A 16,306-nucleotide genomic window follows, 5' to 3' on the forward strand; every position below is an offset into this window, starting at 1 on the left:
ATTATGGCTAAGAAATTCGCCGAACATAACGGACTGAACTTGGTAAATACCAACAAGGAAGTGTTAGAAGAGTGGAAGAACAAAGACATCTTCCATAAGAGTATTGACGAGCGCGAGGGCGCGCCTCAGTTCATCTTCTTCGAGGGTCCTCCCTCTGCAAACGGACACCCCGGAATACACCACGTGTTGGCACGTGCCATTAAGGATACTTTCAACAGATACAAGACGATGCAGGGTTTTCAGGTGCATCGCAAGGCTGGTTGGGACACACACGGACTACCTGTGGAACTCAGCGTGGAGAAAGAACTGGGCATTACGAAGAAAGACATCGACAACAAGGATTCGGAAAAATACATTTCGACTGAGGAATACAACCACAGATGTCGTGAAAATGTGATGAAGTTCACAGCCGAATGGCGTAAACTTACCGAGGAGATGGGCTACTTTGTAGACCTCGACCACCCTTACATTACTTACGACAACAAATACATCGAAACGCTTTGGTGGCTCTTGAAGCAGCTCTACAACAAAGGTTTGCTCTATAAGGGTTACACCATTCAGCCCTATTCGCCAGGCGCAGGCACTGGACTTTCGAGCCACGAGCTGAACCAACCAGGCTGCTATCGCGATGTGAAAGATACCACTGCAACGGTGCACTTCACCATTGTGGAAAACGATTGGGCAGCTTTCTGCCAGAAACAAGGCATCAAAACCAATGCTTGGGGCAAGCCATCGTTCCTTGCGTGGACTACAACGCCTTGGACATTGCCTTCAAACACGGCACTCTGCGTGGGTCCGAAGATTGAATATCTGATAGTAGAGACCTACAATCCATACACTGCCGACAAGGCTACAGTGGTGGTGGCATCTACCCGATTGACGGCTTACTTCAAGCCCGAAGGCGAAGTGAAGGAAGGCGAAATGCCTGCTTACGAGCCTACCGACAAGGTATTGCCTTACCGTATCGTAGGAAAGGCAATGGGTACCGAGCTCGAAGGCATTCACTACGAGCAGCTTATGAAATGGATTAAGCCTGTTGAGCGCACCGGCGAGGTAGCTCCTACATTCGTAAACAACTACGCCAAGGCGCATACCGAGAAGGTATTCAAGAGCGAAGACGGTCGCGACGAATTTGTAGAAATGGAAAGCGAAGCCTTCCGCATTATTCTTGCGACTACGTTACTACCGAAGACGGTACTGGCGTTGTGCATATCGCTCCCACTTTCGGTGCCGACGACGCCAAAGTGGCTAAAGACGCCAACATTCCGGCACTCTACCTCATCAAAAAAAGGAGAAACACGCCCAATGGTGGACTTACAGGGTAAGTATTACACCTTTGAGGAACTCGACAACAACTTCATTGCTGCCTGCGTAGACAAAGACGCTTACGGCAAACACGCAGGCGACTACGTGAAGAACGCCTACGACCCACGCTTCAACCCTGACGGCGTATGGGACAAGAAGACTTCCGAGAAGTCGGAAGACCTCAACATCGTGATGTGTATGGAGATGAAAATGGCGGGCGAAGCCTTCAATATTCAGAAACACACGCACAACTATCCGCACTGCTGGCGTACCGACAAGCCCATTCTTTACTATCCGCTCGACAGCTGGTTCATCAAAGACACGGCAGCCAAGACACGTATGGTGGAACTCAACAAGACCATTAACTGGCAGCCGGAATCAACTGGTACGGGACGTTTCGGCAACTGGTTGGAGAATCTGAACGACTGGAACCTGAGCCGTTCGCGCTTCTGGGGCACACCGCTGCCTATCTGGCGCGACGAAAAGCGCAACGAAAAGTGCATCGGTTCGGTAGAAGAACTCTACAACGAGATAGAAAGGTCAGTTGCAGCAGGCGTTATGAAGAGCAATCCGCTCAAGGAACGCGGCTTCGTAGTGGGCGATTACAGTCAGGAAAACTACGACCGCATCGACCTCCACCGCCCTTACGTGGACGACATCGTACTCGTAAACGATGCAGGAGAGCCTATGCGACGCGAAGACGACCTCATCGACGTGTGGTTCGACAGCGGTTCTATGCCTTACGCACAGCTCCACTATCCGTTCGAAGGCGAAATCTGCAAGGACGGTTTGGCTAAGACAGGATTGTCGGAGGACAAATATCGCAAGCAGCTCGTAAGCTCTTCGTACAGCGGAACAGCCGTTCCACCAGCCTTCTACCCTGCCGATTTCATCAACGAAGGTGTAGACCAGACACGTGGTTGGTTCTTCACGCTCCACGCAATCGCAACAATGGTGTTCGATTCGGTTGCGTTCAAGAACGTTATATCAACCGGACTCGTGCTCGATGCAAAGGGCAACAAGATGAGCAAGCACGTGGGCAACGTTACCAATCCATTTGAAATGATGGAGAAATATGGTGCCGACCCAGTGCGCTTCTACATGATGACCAACAGCGAACCGTGGGATAACCTCAAGTTCGACCCCGAAGGCGTGGACGAATGTCGCCGCAAGTTCTTCGGCACATTATATAATACATACAGTTTCTTCGCACTCTATGCCAACGTAGACAACTACGAGATACCTGCCGAAGGCACACCAGTGCTGACGGAAGATGCGACAGAGATTGACCGTTGGATTATTTCAAAGCTCAATTCGCTGGTAGACAAGGTTACCGCAGAGCTTGAAAACTTCGACCCAACACGCGCAGGACGCTTGATAGACAACTTCTTCGTGAACGACGATTTGAGCAACTGGTACGTGCGTCTGAACCGCAAACGCTTCTGGGGAAAGGAGATGAGCGGAAACAAGCGCAGTGCTTACGATGCACTCTACACCTGCCTTATGACGGTGGCAAAGCTCGTCGCACCGCTCGCACCGTTCTATGCCGACGAACTCTATCACGACCTTGGGGGCAAGAAAGAAAGCGTTCACCTCGACAAGTGGCCCGTTTCCGACAAGGCAGCCATCGACCTCGACCTCGAAGCACGTATGGATATGGCACAGCGCATCACCTCTATGGTACTGGCTTTGCGCCGTAAGGTGAACATTAAAGTGCGCCAACCGCTCGCACAGATTATGGTTCCAGCCATCGACGACACACAACGTCAGCACATTACGGCTATGGCAGACCTCATAAAGAGTGAAGTAAACGTGAAGGAACTCAACTTCGTGGAAGGTCAGGGCATACTCGTGAAGAAAGTGAAGTGCAACTTTCCGCATTATGGAAAGAAGTATGGCAAGCTTATGAAAGACGTTGCGGCAAAGATGAACAGCCTGAACCAAGACGAGATTGCACTGTTCGAGCAGAGCGGAAACTTCGCTTTCGACCTGCAAGGCGAAAACCATCAACGTAGACGTAGCCGATGTTGAAATCATCTCAGAAGATATGCCAGGCTGGCTGGTAAGCAACGAGGGCAAACCTCACCGTGGCACTCGAAGTGGAGCTTACCGACGAACTGAAGAAGGAAGGAATGGCACGCCGAGCTTGTAACCGCATTCAGAACCTCCGCAAGGAAACAGGTTTTGAAATCACCGACCGCATCATCGTAACCGTAACACCTAACGACGAAACCACCGCAGCCATCGCTGCCTTCGGCGAACTCGTTAAGACACAGGTGCTGGCAAACGATATTGTAGTGGCTGAAAACGGCCGGAACGGAAGTGGATTTCGACGACTTTAAGCTCAACATTCTCGTACAAAAAGCATAACAAGGCAGGCTGCGCGTGGTGGCTGAACGCTCTTCCACCACGCCGCAGTACACCTTATTATATATAAGGAACAACAAAAACATACATACAGAGAACAGTAAATCTAAGTAGAACACCATTTAACTAACAATCTATGGAAGAAAAGAAGCGTTACAGCGACGAAGAACTCGAGGAGTTCCGCGCTATCATAACAAGAAATTAGACATTGCCAAGTCGGACTACGAGGAAACGATGAAGGTCTTGATGAACAAGAACACCAACGACGTGAACGACACCTCGCCCACCTACAAGGCACTGGAAGAAGGCAGTACCAACCAAACCAAAGAGGAACTCGTGCAGATGGCACAGCGTCAGCAGAAGTTCATACAGGGTTTGCAGGCTGCATTGGTGCGTATTGACAACAAAACGTACGGCATAGACAGAATTACGGGAGAGCTAATCCCCAAGGAACGCCTCAGAATAGTGCCACACGCAACACTCAGCGTGGCATCGAAGCAGGCCAACAAAGACCATTAAAGGTTCAGATGAACAACAAAAAGAAATGTACAATCGCAGCAGCAATCATCGTTTTGCTGCTCTGATTGACCAAGCAATTAAGGTTGCAGTGAAGCTGAATATGAATATCGGCGAGGAAATCGTCGTGTTCGATTGGTTTCGCATCTCGTTTATAGAAAACCGCGGTATGGCTTTCGGTATGGAAATCGGCAGCAAACTCTTCCTAAGTTTGTTCCGAATCGTTGCCGTAGGTGGCTTGACGTGGTACATTTGGAAGAAGATTAAAGAGGGTGCACGCATAGGCTACATCGTCGTACTGAGTATGATTTACGCCGGAGCAGCAGGCAACATCTTCGATTCGCTCTTCTATGGCGAAATCTTCACGGCGTCGCACCCCTATTATACCAACTTGCCGCCTGCCCAACTTGTGCCGTGGGGCGAAGGCTACGCATCTATACTGATGGGGCCAACGTGGTAGATATGTTCTCGTTCCCGCTCTTCCACGGCACTTTCCCCAATTGGTTTCCAGTGTGGGGGAGGCGAGGACTTCACTTTCTTCTCGGCGATATTCAACTTTGCCGATGCCTGCATTTCGGTGGGCGTAGTGGTACTTTTCCTATTCTACCGAAACGACTTCAACAACATCAAGGCAACACCGCCAACAGCCGAGAACATAGAAGAAACAACAGAAAACACTGAAAAATAGATATTAGGAATGCACGCACAGCAACCCAACAACACACAAGGAAGATGGGCAAAACTCTTGATTTTGCTCGTTCTCGTGTTGGTTTCGTGCAAACCCACCGTACCGTCAGACTACATTCAGCCCGGCGATATGGAAGACCTGCTATACGACTACCACATCGCAATGTCGATGGCAGCCATTAAAAACGCAACCCCAACCGAACAGGAAGCCTACAAGCTGGCTGTATTCAAACGCCACGAAGTGAGCGAAAGCGAGTTCAGCAAGTCGCTGCAATACTATATGCGCCACACCGAACGGCTGAAGAAGATGTACGAGAACATCGACGAAAGGTTGCAAAAGGAAGCCCGTGCACAAGGCGCATCGGCGTCCGACTTCAGTCAATACGGCGAAGCATCGCTCAAGGGCGACACCACGAACGTGTGGAACAAGGCAAGGGCAGTGATACTGATGCCGCAATCGCCCGACAATTACAGATATTTTGAAATACAAACAGACACCACCTACCACAAGGGCGACCAGCTAACGCTCGAATTCGACCCACAATTCATCGTGCAAGACGGTACACGCGAGGGTGTCGCCGTGTTCTCCGTAACGTTCGGAAACGACAGCGTAGCCACCGAAACCATACGCATATACAACGAAGACCACCAAGTATTGTCCATTCGCGACAACGCCAACGTGGGCATAAAGCGGGTGCGTGGTTACTTCTACATGCCTCAACCGCAAGAAGCATCAAGCACTTTCCGCCTGTTGGCAGTAACCAACATCAAGCTCATTCGTATGCACAAGAGCAAAACTGCCGCAACCGAAGCAAGCGATTCTACCGATACCACCTACCCCATACGCAACGTGGGCGGCGAAGCAGTGGAAGAAACTACAAGTCGAACCTGCCTCGGGAACCGACCAGCCAGTTATGCTGGAACGCAGCACACCGAAAGAAGCCCTGAGCGAAAAGAACCTGCAGATACCCGTAACACGATGAGAAGAGTGGCTGCCAACACGGCAATCTGCGACAACGAGCGCATAGAGCCTGCCGTAATTGAACTCGTTGGCGAGACGGTGGTGCGCTGCTTCCCCCTCACAGAGGAGCTTGCTGTGACGGAATGGATAGGCGGCGAGGTCGTCCTACAAGGCAACATGGACAGCTTCGTGCCTATAAAGACGGCAAACTGCTCGCTGAATAAAGGCAAGGCACTTGCTGAAAACACCTTGTAAAGAAAGGAACGGAACAGCAAGACAACTACATAAACAACAACAAGGAACAACAGAAAGAACGTTCCCCTTAAACCAAACGAGCATTGCCCAACCTGTTTGAGCACTGCCATAGCGAAAAAACGCACCTTTTGAGGAACGAAAAAACAAGATAAAACAACGACAAAACAGATGCAGCTTATCATAAGTTTACTGCTCACAGCACTCTCATTCGGCTCGCCAGTGCACATACCCGTACAGCTCGCGGGCAACTTCGGCGAACCCCGACCCAACCATTTCCACGGCGGTATCGACGTGAAAACCGAGCGTGGCGTAAACTTTGGCATCTATTCCATTGCCGATGGCTACATCTCGCGTGCCATTGTGGGCGAATACGGCTTCGGTTACGCACTCGTAATAGCCCACCCCAACGGCTATTCCAGCTTCTACGTGCATCTCAACCGCTTTGCTCCGCAGGTGCAGGCAGCCGTGGAACGCTGGCAATATGCGCACCGTAAGTTCAACGGCGACATACATTTCCGACCTGGTGAAATACCTGTAAGAAAGGGACAGTTCATTGCGCTCAGCGGAAATACGGGGGCTTCGCAAGGTCCGCACCTACATTTGGAAATGCACCAGACGGCAACGGGCAACCTGATGGACCCGCTGAACTGGCTCTCGCACATCGTTCCCGACACCGAGGCACCCACCGCCTACTCGTTCAAGAGCTATCCGCAGCGTGGGCAGGGCGTCTTCCAGAACACGCAGGAAAGCCGCATCTGCTCGTTCGGACAAACCCGCTACCAAGCGTGGGGTAAGGTTGGCTTCGGCGCATGGGCTTACGACCACATGGACGGCGTGTACAACAGCTACGGCGTGCGCTACACCGAGCTTTACTGCGACGGCAAGTTAGTCTGCAAAAGCGATGTGAACAACATACCCCAAAAGTGCAACCGAATGATAAACGTGGGGCGACTACGAGTATTTTGTGAGTCATCGGACGTGGTATCTGAAGTCTTTCCTTGAACCAGGCAACCGCCTACCGTTCATTAAAACCAACCACGCACGTGGCATTATCGACTTCAACCAACAGCGTGAATACACCTGCAATACGTCTTCCGCGACTACTACGGCAACAAAACCGTAAAAGACATATACGTTGTGGCACTCCGCAAGCCATTCAGCCTGCACAGTCCATAGGCAACGGCAGCACGGCTTTGCTCACCAACCGCACCAACCGCGTGCCCTTCGGTGCAGCCTTGCTCCACGTCGATGGCTCGCTCTTGGCACGCAACAGCCTCTTGCAGCCTCAACAAAGCAACATAGCAGGTGCCTTTCGGCAGGTTATCACTTTGCACCGTCGCTCTTGCCCTTGCTCGGCTACACCGATTTGAACATCAAGATAGCCACACCGCCCTCCGACCCATCGAAGTTGTATATGGCAGCAGTGGCAGCAGGCAGTGGCGCAGGCACACCTCCGATGTACTGCGGAGGCACCTACAAGGGCGGTTGGCTGAAGGGAAACATTCGCGACCTGGCTTGGTGTACTATGCAGCTTGCGACAACACGCTGCCACAATACAGCAAACCTCGGCAAGTCCGACGTTTCTCGCCTTCCGACTGTCCGATACGGGTAGCGGAGTAAAGGGCTACGAAGCCTACATCGACGGCAAATTCGTGCTGTTCGAGCAAGGAAAAGACCGTTCCATCATCTTCTGCGACCTGAGCAAGACACCCATTCGCCCCACAAAGGCACAGCGCACACTGCAGATTACAGCCACCGACCGCCGACAGAACGTGGCAACCTACACGACAAAACTGATATATTAATAATGTCAAACTTTTAATTTTAAATTATATAATTATGAAGAAACTACTTTTAGCCGTGCTCGCCGTATGCTCTTTCGGAGCAGCAAAGGCTTGCACAAACTTCATTGCAACAAAGGGAGCGACTACCGACGGTTCGGTTTTCGTAACTTACAGTGCCGACGATTACGGCTTGTTCACTAACCTCTGCCACTACGCTGCAGGCAAGCACGCAAAGGGCACGAAGCGCGAAATCATCGACTACGACTCTGGCGAAAGCCACGGATTCATCGACGAAGCTGCCGAAACCTACAACGTTATCGGCAACATCAACGAGTATCAGCTCAGCATTGGCGAGACAACCTACGGCGGACGCGAGGAGATGATAGACAAAACAGGTATCATCGACTACGGTTCGCTGATGTATCTCGGCTTGCAACGTGCAAAGACAGCACGCGAAGCCATCAAGGTAATGACCGAATTGGTAGAGAAATACGGCTACCAGTCGAGCGGAGAGAGCTTCACCATTGCCGACCCTAACGAAGTTTGGATTCTCGAAATGATGGGTTGCGGTGGCGACAAGAAGCAGAAAGTGGTGTGGGTAGCTGTGCGCATACCTGACGGAATGATTTCAGGACACGCCAACCAAGCACGCATCGGCCAGTTCTCTACATACAACACCGACGTTATGACATCGAAGAACTGCATCAAGTTCGCTCGCGAAAAGGGCTGGTTCACAGGCAACGACAAGGACTTCAACTGGAAAATGGTTTACGCAGCACCCGATTTCGGCGGCCGTCGCTACTGCGATGCACGCGTGTGGAGCTTCTTCAACCACTTCAAGGATATGTCTCGCTACTTGCCTTGGGCACTCGGTAAGGACAAGAACGCCGAAGATATGCCTCTCTGGATTCAGCCAGACCGCAAGCTAACCCTCGCTGACGTGCAGATGAGCATGCGCGACCACTACGAAGGCACACCGCTGAGCACACTCAACGACTGCGGTCAGGGCAACTGGGATATGCCTTATCGCCCCACTCCACTGGTATTCGAATACAACGGAAAGAAGTATTTCACCGAGCGTCCAGCCTCTACACAGCAGAGCGCATTCTCTTATGTATGCCAGTTGCGTTCGTGGTTGCCACGCGAAATCGGCGGTATCATCTGGTTTGCCAACGACGACGCCAATATGGCAGCCTACGTTCCAATCTATTGCAGCAACGTAGAACGTGCCGAATGTTTCAACACACCAGGTGCCGACGCCGTTACTTTCTCTGACAAGAACGCATTCTGGGTATGCAACTGGGTGGCAAATATGGTTTACCCACGCTACTCTCAGATGTTCCCAGCACTCAAAGCTGTGCGCGACCGCTTGGAAAAAGGCTACGAAGCCGACCGCAAGCAGATTGAGGAAAGAGCACAGGAGCTTTACCTTACCGACAAGGCAGCAGCCGTTAAGTTCCTCAACGACTACTCGTAGCAAAGAGCAACGAAATGATTGCCGAATGGAAGCAGCTCGCAACCTACCTCATCGTGAAGTTCAACGATATGGCTGTGAAGCCCGAAAAGGACGGTAAGTTCGAACGCACCGAGTCTGGCTTTGCCGCTCGCCCCGCTCGTCCAGGTATGAGCCAAGCTGCCCGCAAGGCACTCGTAGAGCAGACAGGCGACAAGTTTGAAGTTCCTGCAGAATAAGAACTTAAACCCAAAAGAATAAAAAGTTTTATTGCTGTCCGGTAAAAACTGATTGAAAGTTCTACAAACCTTTATTTATCGGTATTACAAGCACATATAGCCAATAGGGGCTTACTTTTTGTTTCAAATAGTAACAGTTACTAAAAACTCTTATTTGAATGAAATTGGGGCGAAATTTAAGAGAAAAACACCCAGAATAATACTTTAGGAGCATTATTTATAATAATGAATTGGAGAGAAAAGTTTTACCGGACAGCAATAAAAAAGTTTAAAGTTCCAACAGAATAAAACCCTTTATTTTCGCAGAAGCAGTCCCAATCCACCGTGTTTGGGGCTGCTTTTTGTTTTACGACTGAAGCCAACAGCACGTCAAGCCCCTTCCTTATCCGCATCAGAAGGTATTTTTTCATTTCACAACCAAAGCAAAGAAACAATAGGAAATCAGAAACAACCACTTCCCTTTTGAACGAAAAAAGGGCTACAAGGCTGTAAATATTTTTCACAAATATAACTATCACCATGCAAGATATTTATTAAAGTGTATCTAATTGAAAATAAAGAAGTTACCTTACTGATACAACTAAACTGGTAACGATTTAGAAACGAGCGAACTACTTGGCTCCGCTGTTTTCTGCCTAACAAAGAACGCTTGTTATTCTGTTGCAAAGATAATACTTTGCTGGCGAATAACAAGCGTTTTTAATGAGAAATTCTTCATTCTGCATTTTTTAATGCTGTTTTTTGTCACTGTAATGGGATTATAATCCTCGTCCTCGCTTCTTCTTTCTGTTGGCTTGGTTTCTGAGTTTACGCTGCCATGCTGCTTCGGTATAGTCATCGCCATGTGTGGATGGTGTAATCAAATCGCCCAATCCTTCCACCACTTCATCGGCTGCGCCAACAATGGCGTCTGCCACTGCACCAATGGGATTCTGCACTCGTGGAGTGTCATTGTCTCGTGAGATAGAGGAACGGCTTGGAGGAACAAGTTGATAGCCTGCAGCATGTAGTTCTTTCTTTTCGGTTGGTTCAAAGTTCTTCTGCAAGGAACGGTAGCCGAACTCCCTGCCTATCTCGGAAGCTTTGAAGGATTGTCCTGCGTATGAGAATTTCAAGCCATAGAACATTACCTTGCTTGTTCTTCATGCGCTCTATGGCGATGCCGTTCTTATTCAGCTCATAGAGGAACATGGAGTGTCCCGTGATACCTGTACCTTTGTATTTTCAAGCAAGGCATAGCAAATCTTCTGCACCTGCTGCTTCGTCTGCTCTCTCGTTGGACTGGCTTTTGTCTTTTGATATTTCTTCTCCGCCTTGACCTCCTTTGCGATGGTCAAGCCTTTCTCTCTGCTTATTTCCTCTGCCACTCTCGCTGCCCTGTTGCTCGCAAAAGTGGTATCATAAACCTCACCGTACAGACTGATGCGGTTGGCAATGATGTGAATATGTCTGTTGTCGGTGTCCTTGTGCGTTACCGCCACCCATTGATGGTTGTCAAGTCCCATTCGCTTGGCAAACAAATGGGCTATCCTCATAAGTTCGGACACAGGCAGCTTTTTCTCGTCCTGAGGTGCGATGCCTATTTCAATGCGGAGAAACTTGTTCCTGCAACGGCTGTTATGGTCGCTGACCACTTTCATTTCTTCATAAATCGTCTTTGCCTCCCTGCTGCAAAGATTGTGAAAAGCAAGCCGATAACCGAGTTTGCCCTCTCTGAAAATATAGTCCAAAGCCGTGCTGCCGTGTGCTATCGCCTTACATTTTCCTATCATCTCTTGTCAGATTTAAGACCTTATATACCTCATCGTCCACACGAAAATGAGGGTCGTAAAATCGCTTAAATGCTTCCTTTGCACATAGGGAAAGGTTCTTTGTGATATGTAGCCAATCCTCGTCCTTGACCTTGATGAGGTTGGAAACCTGCCCGTAGAACCTTCCTGTATGCTGGAGTATGGCAATGGCTTCCCTCTCATTGTCGGTCATTTTTGGAACGGCTGTAACTTCTCCGTTAAGGAGTATCTCACGGCAGTAGTCGGAGAACTTCCGCCCCGTGATTTCCGTCCTTGATTTGATACGCTGCTTTTCCTCTAAGGTGCATCTTACCTTGATGAACTCCGTCTTGTTCATCTGCTGCTCTTCCTTATTCTGTTGCTGCCATCGGGCAGCTTTTCCCTTGTATCTGCTCATATAAGTTTTTTTGAAAGTTAATCATTGTAGATGATTCGTTGCTTCTTAATTCCTGAATACTGACCGATGAGAACGGAGTGATTACGGTCTAACCTCCCCGATAGATGGACGAGGGAGCAAAAGCAGTTTGTGGGTACAAACTGACGTCTTGCAATGTCAGCTAACGTTCCGTTTACGCACAAAGCGTTTTGTAGCCTAAAAGTGAATGCCGTGCATTCCATGTATAACTATGTTCATGGCGTTCCCACCTTTCAGTGTTTTAGCAAAAGTTCGTTGCCTTACTCTCTAAAAAGTGTCGAGGGTTTTGAGTGAAAGGGGCGTTCCTTTTTCTAAAAACCCTCGACCATTTTCTGTTGTTTACAGCTTCCTCCATTTTTCTATTTCCTCACCGTATTCCTCCAAATGGATACGCACAAGGTTTTCGATGAAGCTCGAGACATTGGCTCCTTTATCTCCCAATCTACGGACAATGAAGTCCGCACGTTCCTGTGTTTCCCTGCTCAGATAGACCGCCTTTCTCTCGCTCAGCTTTGTTGGAACAAGGAACGCTTGCTTGTATGCGTCAAGTGTCTCTTTTCTCATCTTGGCACTGATGCGTCGTTGAATAGTTGCATGCTCTGTATGCAGTACAGGCTCGGATGGCGTGGCATGCTCTATGGCATGTTCTGTTTCTTGTTGTTTTTGCTCTTGAATAGTTTTCATTCCCTTTTCCCGGAATTCAGAGACAGATTGTTCACTTGAATTTTCAGCTTGGCTCATACCAAAAGTTTTTCCTATGAAACGATCTATTTCTTCCATATTTCTTCTTTCCTTTTTCATCACTCTATCTTATTTTAAGTTGACTTGTTTTATTTTGTTGCTTGTATTTTGAGATTTCTCATGCTCACGGACACGGCTGACATGATACTCGTTGAGGTCTTTGAAGTCTTTATAATACACAGCCATATCTTCTACCTTAAAACCTGCGTTTACAAATTCCTGTACTGCTTTTCGCCCTGTATCGTCATTATCAAGAAAAGCACGAACAGAGGTTATATTTCTTTTGTTCAGGTAGTGAATACTTCTTGCTACATTACTCACAGAATTCATCACGAGACATTGGTTGGTTACTTCCCCTTTCATTGAAAGAAAAGAGAGAAAGTCCATAAAGCCTTCAAACAGACAGACGGGTTGTGCCCTGTCCTCAAATATCGGAGTGATGTCTTTGGGGGCAATCGTTCCTTTGAATATTTTGTTGTCCCGAAGTTCATAACCACCCGAAGAATTGGCAAAGCCGATGGTTTCATGTCTTCTTCCCCTTACCTCGTAGCTGATACATTTGAGAAAGGGTGTTGCCTTTTCTAAATCAATACAGCGTTCCTTTTTGAGATACTCCTGCAGGTGCGGCGGCAAGGTGTCTGATATGCTTGTCAGTCTCCTTGTACCGCTTGCCATTGTATTTTCTGTTTGCTTTGGGCTGATGGATGTTTCTCTCTTTGGAGAGCTGGAGCTGGGCACTATATACTCTGAAGCGTTCTGCCCCAAACGGCAGATGGCTTCCGAGAGCGTGCAGCCTTCCAAGCGCATACAAAGGTCGATGATACTTCCACCCCTGCCTTCGGCATAGTCTATGCCAAAGGTTCTTTTCCCTGTCCACCTTGAAACTCGGATGCACTTCTTCCCTCAATGGTGAGCGATACACAGCATAGGTTGGTGTTTTGCGGGCAGGCTTGATGCCTTTCTTTTCGAGATATTCCACGATGGAATATCGCTTGATAGCTGATAAATCTTCTTCTTTCATTGTTTTGATACTTTAATGAGTTGAATGATAATTATTTATGCTTGTCTGTTTTATGGTTTTACCGTTTCCAAAGTTTTTCCCCTCCAAACTTTTTCATCTTTCTTCTTACTACATATTATTTTGTGATAAGTAATTGATAATCAGTATTACTTTGTAGTATAAGACAATACTACACATTCTACTACATTTGGTTACTACAAGTTTGAAGGAGCGGGCAAGGTAGGATTTTCCTAATCTTGTAGACATAGATGGGGCTACCACCGTTTCTTCGTTTGCTCACCTTTATGTATCCTGCTTTCTTCAAGGCTTCGCCCATACGCTTGGCTTTCTCTACGTCTATGGATAGAACTTCAAAGGGCAGAAACCTTCTGCTGCCTGTCGGGTCTGTAAGAAGGTCATTGCCGTTCACTGATGCCACGAAGCTTGCCAAGTGGGGATACTCCTCCACGTACTTGTCATACGGCATACGGTACTTGACCATCGGACAGGTGATGAGGTTTTTCAGCTCGTTCTCATCCCGCTTATTGAGGGCTTTGAGTTGGTCATCTATATTTACGATAACGTGAGTTCGATATAAGCTCTATGCAATTATTCTGCTTTTATCAATTATTTCTATGTTCATTTCTGGCTTCTTTGGCAACAGATTGTATGCAATGAGTCCTGCTATCAGATTTGTTGCAAAGTTATCAAAAGAGCGATGTCTGGTGTGTTCTATCTGACATACATTCTTCAGTTCATCGTTCACCGTCTCTATCACAGAACGCTTTCTGAGCAACAACTTATCATACAGGCTCATCAGGGAGTTCTTCATGTTCTTCTTTATCTTTGTCACTAAATGTATATTGTCCACAAAGAGCATCTCAAAGAGGTTCTGACTGATATACCCCCTGTCTGCGAAGAGTTTCCCAAACAACCTCTCGGTGAAGCGTTTGTCCTTCAGTGGCTCCCTGTCATCTACGTTTCCTGGCGTGAGCTTCCACTGGATAATCTCTCCCTTGTCATTGATGACAAGATGTAGCTTGAAGCCGTAGAACCAGCCCATGGTGCACTTTCCCTTTGCCGCCCAGCCCCTCATGGTCCTGTGCTGCCGCTCACGCTTGATGTGGCAGGAAGCCAGTGGTGTGGAATCAATGATGGATATGCCTGAACACTTGCCCAGTGCACATGTCTGGAGAAACAGCAACAGGTGCAGTGCGACCTGTGCTTGTCGCTCGACGAAGCGGTTGTAGGAAATCCGATGTGGGAAGTCTCCACGCATATGCTGGCAGATATAGCCTAAGTAGAAGGACTTGAGGTCTCGGAAGCGGTGAGTGTGGAACAGGACCAGAATGGTCATGATTTCACTGTCTGACATACGGGAAACACGGTTACGGTGCCGCTTGCCGGGTACCTGAAGCGTATGTTTTTTCAACTCTGGAGTAAAATACTTGCAAAAATCGTCGAATATACAGAATATTTCTATTAAATTTGTATCAGTCATAGGAGTGGGTATTTGTTTGTAACTCTTTGGTTTACAAGTATAAAGGTACAAAAAATATTCCACTCCTACAACTTTTAAAACAACTTTCTTATATCGAACTCACGTTTACGATAAGGTTCTGACCGATATAAGTGAGTGTGTCCTTCTCTTGTGGATATATCTTGCCCGTATAGCTGTAACCGTGCAGTTTGGGTGGACAAAGTAAATCGAGAAACGTTGTCTTGAACTTACCCTGCTCACCTGTCAGTACAAGACAGGTATGGTTACGGCACTCGCGGTCGTCAATTGCGTTGGCGACCACCGCCACAAGCCACTTGGTAAGATACGGCAACCACTTGTTAGAATTACGGACGACCACGCAACTTGCCAAATTGGGAATTGCTTTTGGTGAAAAGGAAATAGGAACACTACTACCACTGTAACTACTACCATCGCCTATATCTATCAGTGGCAACTCTTTGAAATACTCCTGCACGGGATTGATACGGGGAGAGAAGCTGCTCTCGATGATGGAATAAAGGTTCTCGGCAGAAGTCGCTATGCTTTCATCGCAATCAAGTTCCCTGCGAAACGTATTGATTTCATAGCGACCGACTTTTACAAAACGATTATTACCCTTACTGCAATATTCGGTTCTACCCAATATTGTATTGTATCTAAAATCGTAGTGTGTGGAGAGATAGTTTTCTATCTCTGCGTTCTTGGAGGGACTCCTCTTTCGATGAAGATTTCTCCTGCTGTCTATATTGCCTGCATCTGCTTTCTTTTTCATTATTCCCTTGAATTGGTTTCCAAGAGTGAAGTTAGGGTGGGAATACGTAACTTCCAAGCATTCAGAGCCTTCTTGCATAATGTTGCACTCGTCCGCTTTAAAATTCTTAGGGAGATAGGTAGTCAAGAAGAGCATTTATCGTCTCATTAAGAAAAAAAAACGGATAGTACGAACGAAGAGTAAGCAGGAAATGTGGATGTCGTTGTTTGCTTTCAGATGCAGTCTTTTGCTCCAACTATCTACAAACTATTGACTGGAGCATATTTATATCGGATTACTGTGCCAACCTATTCCATTACGACGCCACAAGCTGCCACTTGAATGAAAAGGGATGGAATAAGAAATGCCCGATATTAATTTTGCAATGAAAGAAAAAGGTGGGACAGGAAAACGCAAATGCGAACCGATGGAACGGATTGCTCTTTTTCTTATTCTTCCCGATAAATCCCTGCTGTTCCCTTCGACTTTGAGAGACGCACGCACGCCATTACCTTTGCCAGCAGAAACAGGAAAGACCTGA

7 protein-coding genes and 8 pseudogenes are annotated in these 16,306 nt (G+C 47.9%); 8 read left to right on the forward strand and 7 right to left on the reverse strand.

The features are described 5' to 3' along the window. Nucleotides 1-3 precede the first annotated feature (3 nt). From BWX39_RS12725 to BWX39_RS08610, 7 genes and pseudogenes are all read left to right on the forward strand, one after another. Nucleotides 4-3,336, forward strand: a complete 3,333-nt coding sequence (locus BWX39_RS12725; RefSeq protein WP_394333100.1) for a class I tRNA ligase family protein — start codon at nucleotides 4-6, stop codon at nucleotides 3,334-3,336. A gap of 56 nt (nucleotides 3,337-3,392) precedes the next feature. Further along, nucleotides 3,393-3,647: a DUF5915 domain-containing protein gene (locus tag BWX39_RS12835; RefSeq protein ID WP_394333101.1), complete on the forward strand. Its 255-nt coding sequence runs from the start codon at nucleotides 3,393-3,395 to the stop codon at nucleotides 3,645-3,647. A 161-nt stretch (nucleotides 3,648-3,808) separates the two neighbouring features. After that, nucleotides 3,809-4,191 (forward strand): annotated as a pseudogene (locus tag BWX39_RS08585) (TraR/DksA family transcriptional regulator). Nucleotides 4,192-4,199: 8 nt separating this feature from the next. Beyond that, nucleotides 4,200-4,876: pseudogene (locus BWX39_RS08590) on the forward strand (lipoprotein signal peptidase). Nucleotides 4,877-4,885: 9 nt separating this feature from the next. Further along, on the forward strand, nucleotides 4,886-6,091 hold the full coding sequence (locus BWX39_RS08595) for a DUF4296 domain-containing protein (RefSeq protein WP_244271523.1): 1,206 nt from the start codon (nucleotides 4,886-4,888) through the stop codon (nucleotides 6,089-6,091). 168 nt (nucleotides 6,092-6,259) lie between these two features. Next, nucleotides 6,260-7,896: pseudogene (locus tag BWX39_RS12840) on the forward strand (M23 family metallopeptidase). Nucleotides 7,897-7,930: 34 nt separating this feature from the next. Then, nucleotides 7,931-9,567 (forward strand): annotated as a pseudogene (locus BWX39_RS08610) (dipeptidase). Nucleotides 9,568-10,325: 758 nt separating this feature from the next. Here the strand turns inward: BWX39_RS08610 and BWX39_RS08620 are convergent. The 7 genes and pseudogenes from BWX39_RS08620 to BWX39_RS08650 all read right to left on the reverse strand — a co-directional run. Continuing rightward, nucleotides 10,326-11,339, reverse strand: a pseudogene (locus BWX39_RS08620) (relaxase/mobilization nuclease domain-containing protein). Next, a complete protein-coding gene (locus tag BWX39_RS08625) occupies nucleotides 11,323-11,754 on the reverse strand; it encodes a plasmid mobilization protein (protein ID WP_028905987.1) in 432 nt (143 codons plus the stop codon). The pseudogene BWX39_RS08620 and the gene BWX39_RS08625 overlap by 17 nt, the downstream one beginning before the upstream one ends. 357 nt (nucleotides 11,755-12,111) lie before the next feature. Further along, the gene (locus tag BWX39_RS08630; RefSeq protein ID WP_028905988.1) at nucleotides 12,112-12,573 is read right to left on the reverse strand and encodes a DUF3408 domain-containing protein; all 462 of its coding nucleotides are present in this window, start codon (nucleotides 12,571-12,573) and stop codon (nucleotides 12,112-12,114) included. 9 nt (nucleotides 12,574-12,582) lie between these two features. Then, nucleotides 12,583-13,534: pseudogene (locus tag BWX39_RS08635) on the reverse strand (toprim domain-containing protein). Nucleotides 13,535-13,715: 181 nt separating this feature from the next. Beyond that, nucleotides 13,716-14,099: pseudogene (locus tag BWX39_RS08640) on the reverse strand (VapE domain-containing protein); the annotation flags it as partial. A gap of 15 nt (nucleotides 14,100-14,114) precedes the next feature. Beyond that, complete coding sequence (locus BWX39_RS08645) at nucleotides 14,115-15,014, reverse strand: IS982 family transposase (RefSeq protein ID WP_076123173.1); 900 nt, start codon at nucleotides 15,012-15,014, stop codon at nucleotides 14,115-14,117. Between the two features lie 100 nt (nucleotides 15,015-15,114). Then, a pseudogene (locus BWX39_RS08650) lies at nucleotides 15,115-15,921 on the reverse strand (VapE domain-containing protein); the annotation flags it as partial. A gap of 208 nt (nucleotides 15,922-16,129) precedes the next feature. Between BWX39_RS08650 and BWX39_RS12155 the strand changes: the two are divergent. Next, nucleotides 16,130-16,306, forward strand: coding sequence for a hypothetical protein (locus BWX39_RS12155; RefSeq protein WP_154650394.1), 177 nt, complete (start codon nucleotides 16,130-16,132; stop codon nucleotides 16,304-16,306).

The sequence above is a fragment of the Prevotella intermedia ATCC 25611 = DSM 20706 genome (genome assembly GCF_001953955.1).
Classification (GTDB): domain Bacteria; phylum Bacteroidota; class Bacteroidia; order Bacteroidales; family Bacteroidaceae; genus Prevotella; species Prevotella intermedia.

Excerpts from the sequence above, each read along its gene's own strand:
- BWX39_RS12725 (WP_394333100.1), top strand. The coding sequence starts at position 4 with ATGGCTAAGAAATTCGCCGAACATAACGGACTGAACTTGGTAAATACC.
- BWX39_RS08595 (WP_244271523.1), top strand. The coding sequence starts at position 4,886 with ATGCACGCACAGCAACCCAACAACACACAAGGAAGATGGGCAAAACTC.
- BWX39_RS08625 (WP_028905987.1), bottom strand. The coding sequence starts at position 11,754 with ATGAGCAGATACAAGGGAAAAGCTGCCCGATGGCAGCAACAGAATAAG.
- BWX39_RS08630 (WP_028905988.1), bottom strand. The coding sequence starts at position 12,573 with ATGAAAAAGGAAAGAAGAAATATGGAAGAAATAGATCGTTTCATAGGA.
- BWX39_RS08645 (WP_076123173.1), bottom strand. The coding sequence starts at position 15,014 with ATGACTGATACAAATTTAATAGAAATATTCTGTATATTCGACGATTTT.
- BWX39_RS12155 (WP_154650394.1), top strand. The coding sequence starts at position 16,130 with ATGCCCGATATTAATTTTGCAATGAAAGAAAAAGGTGGGACAGGAAAA.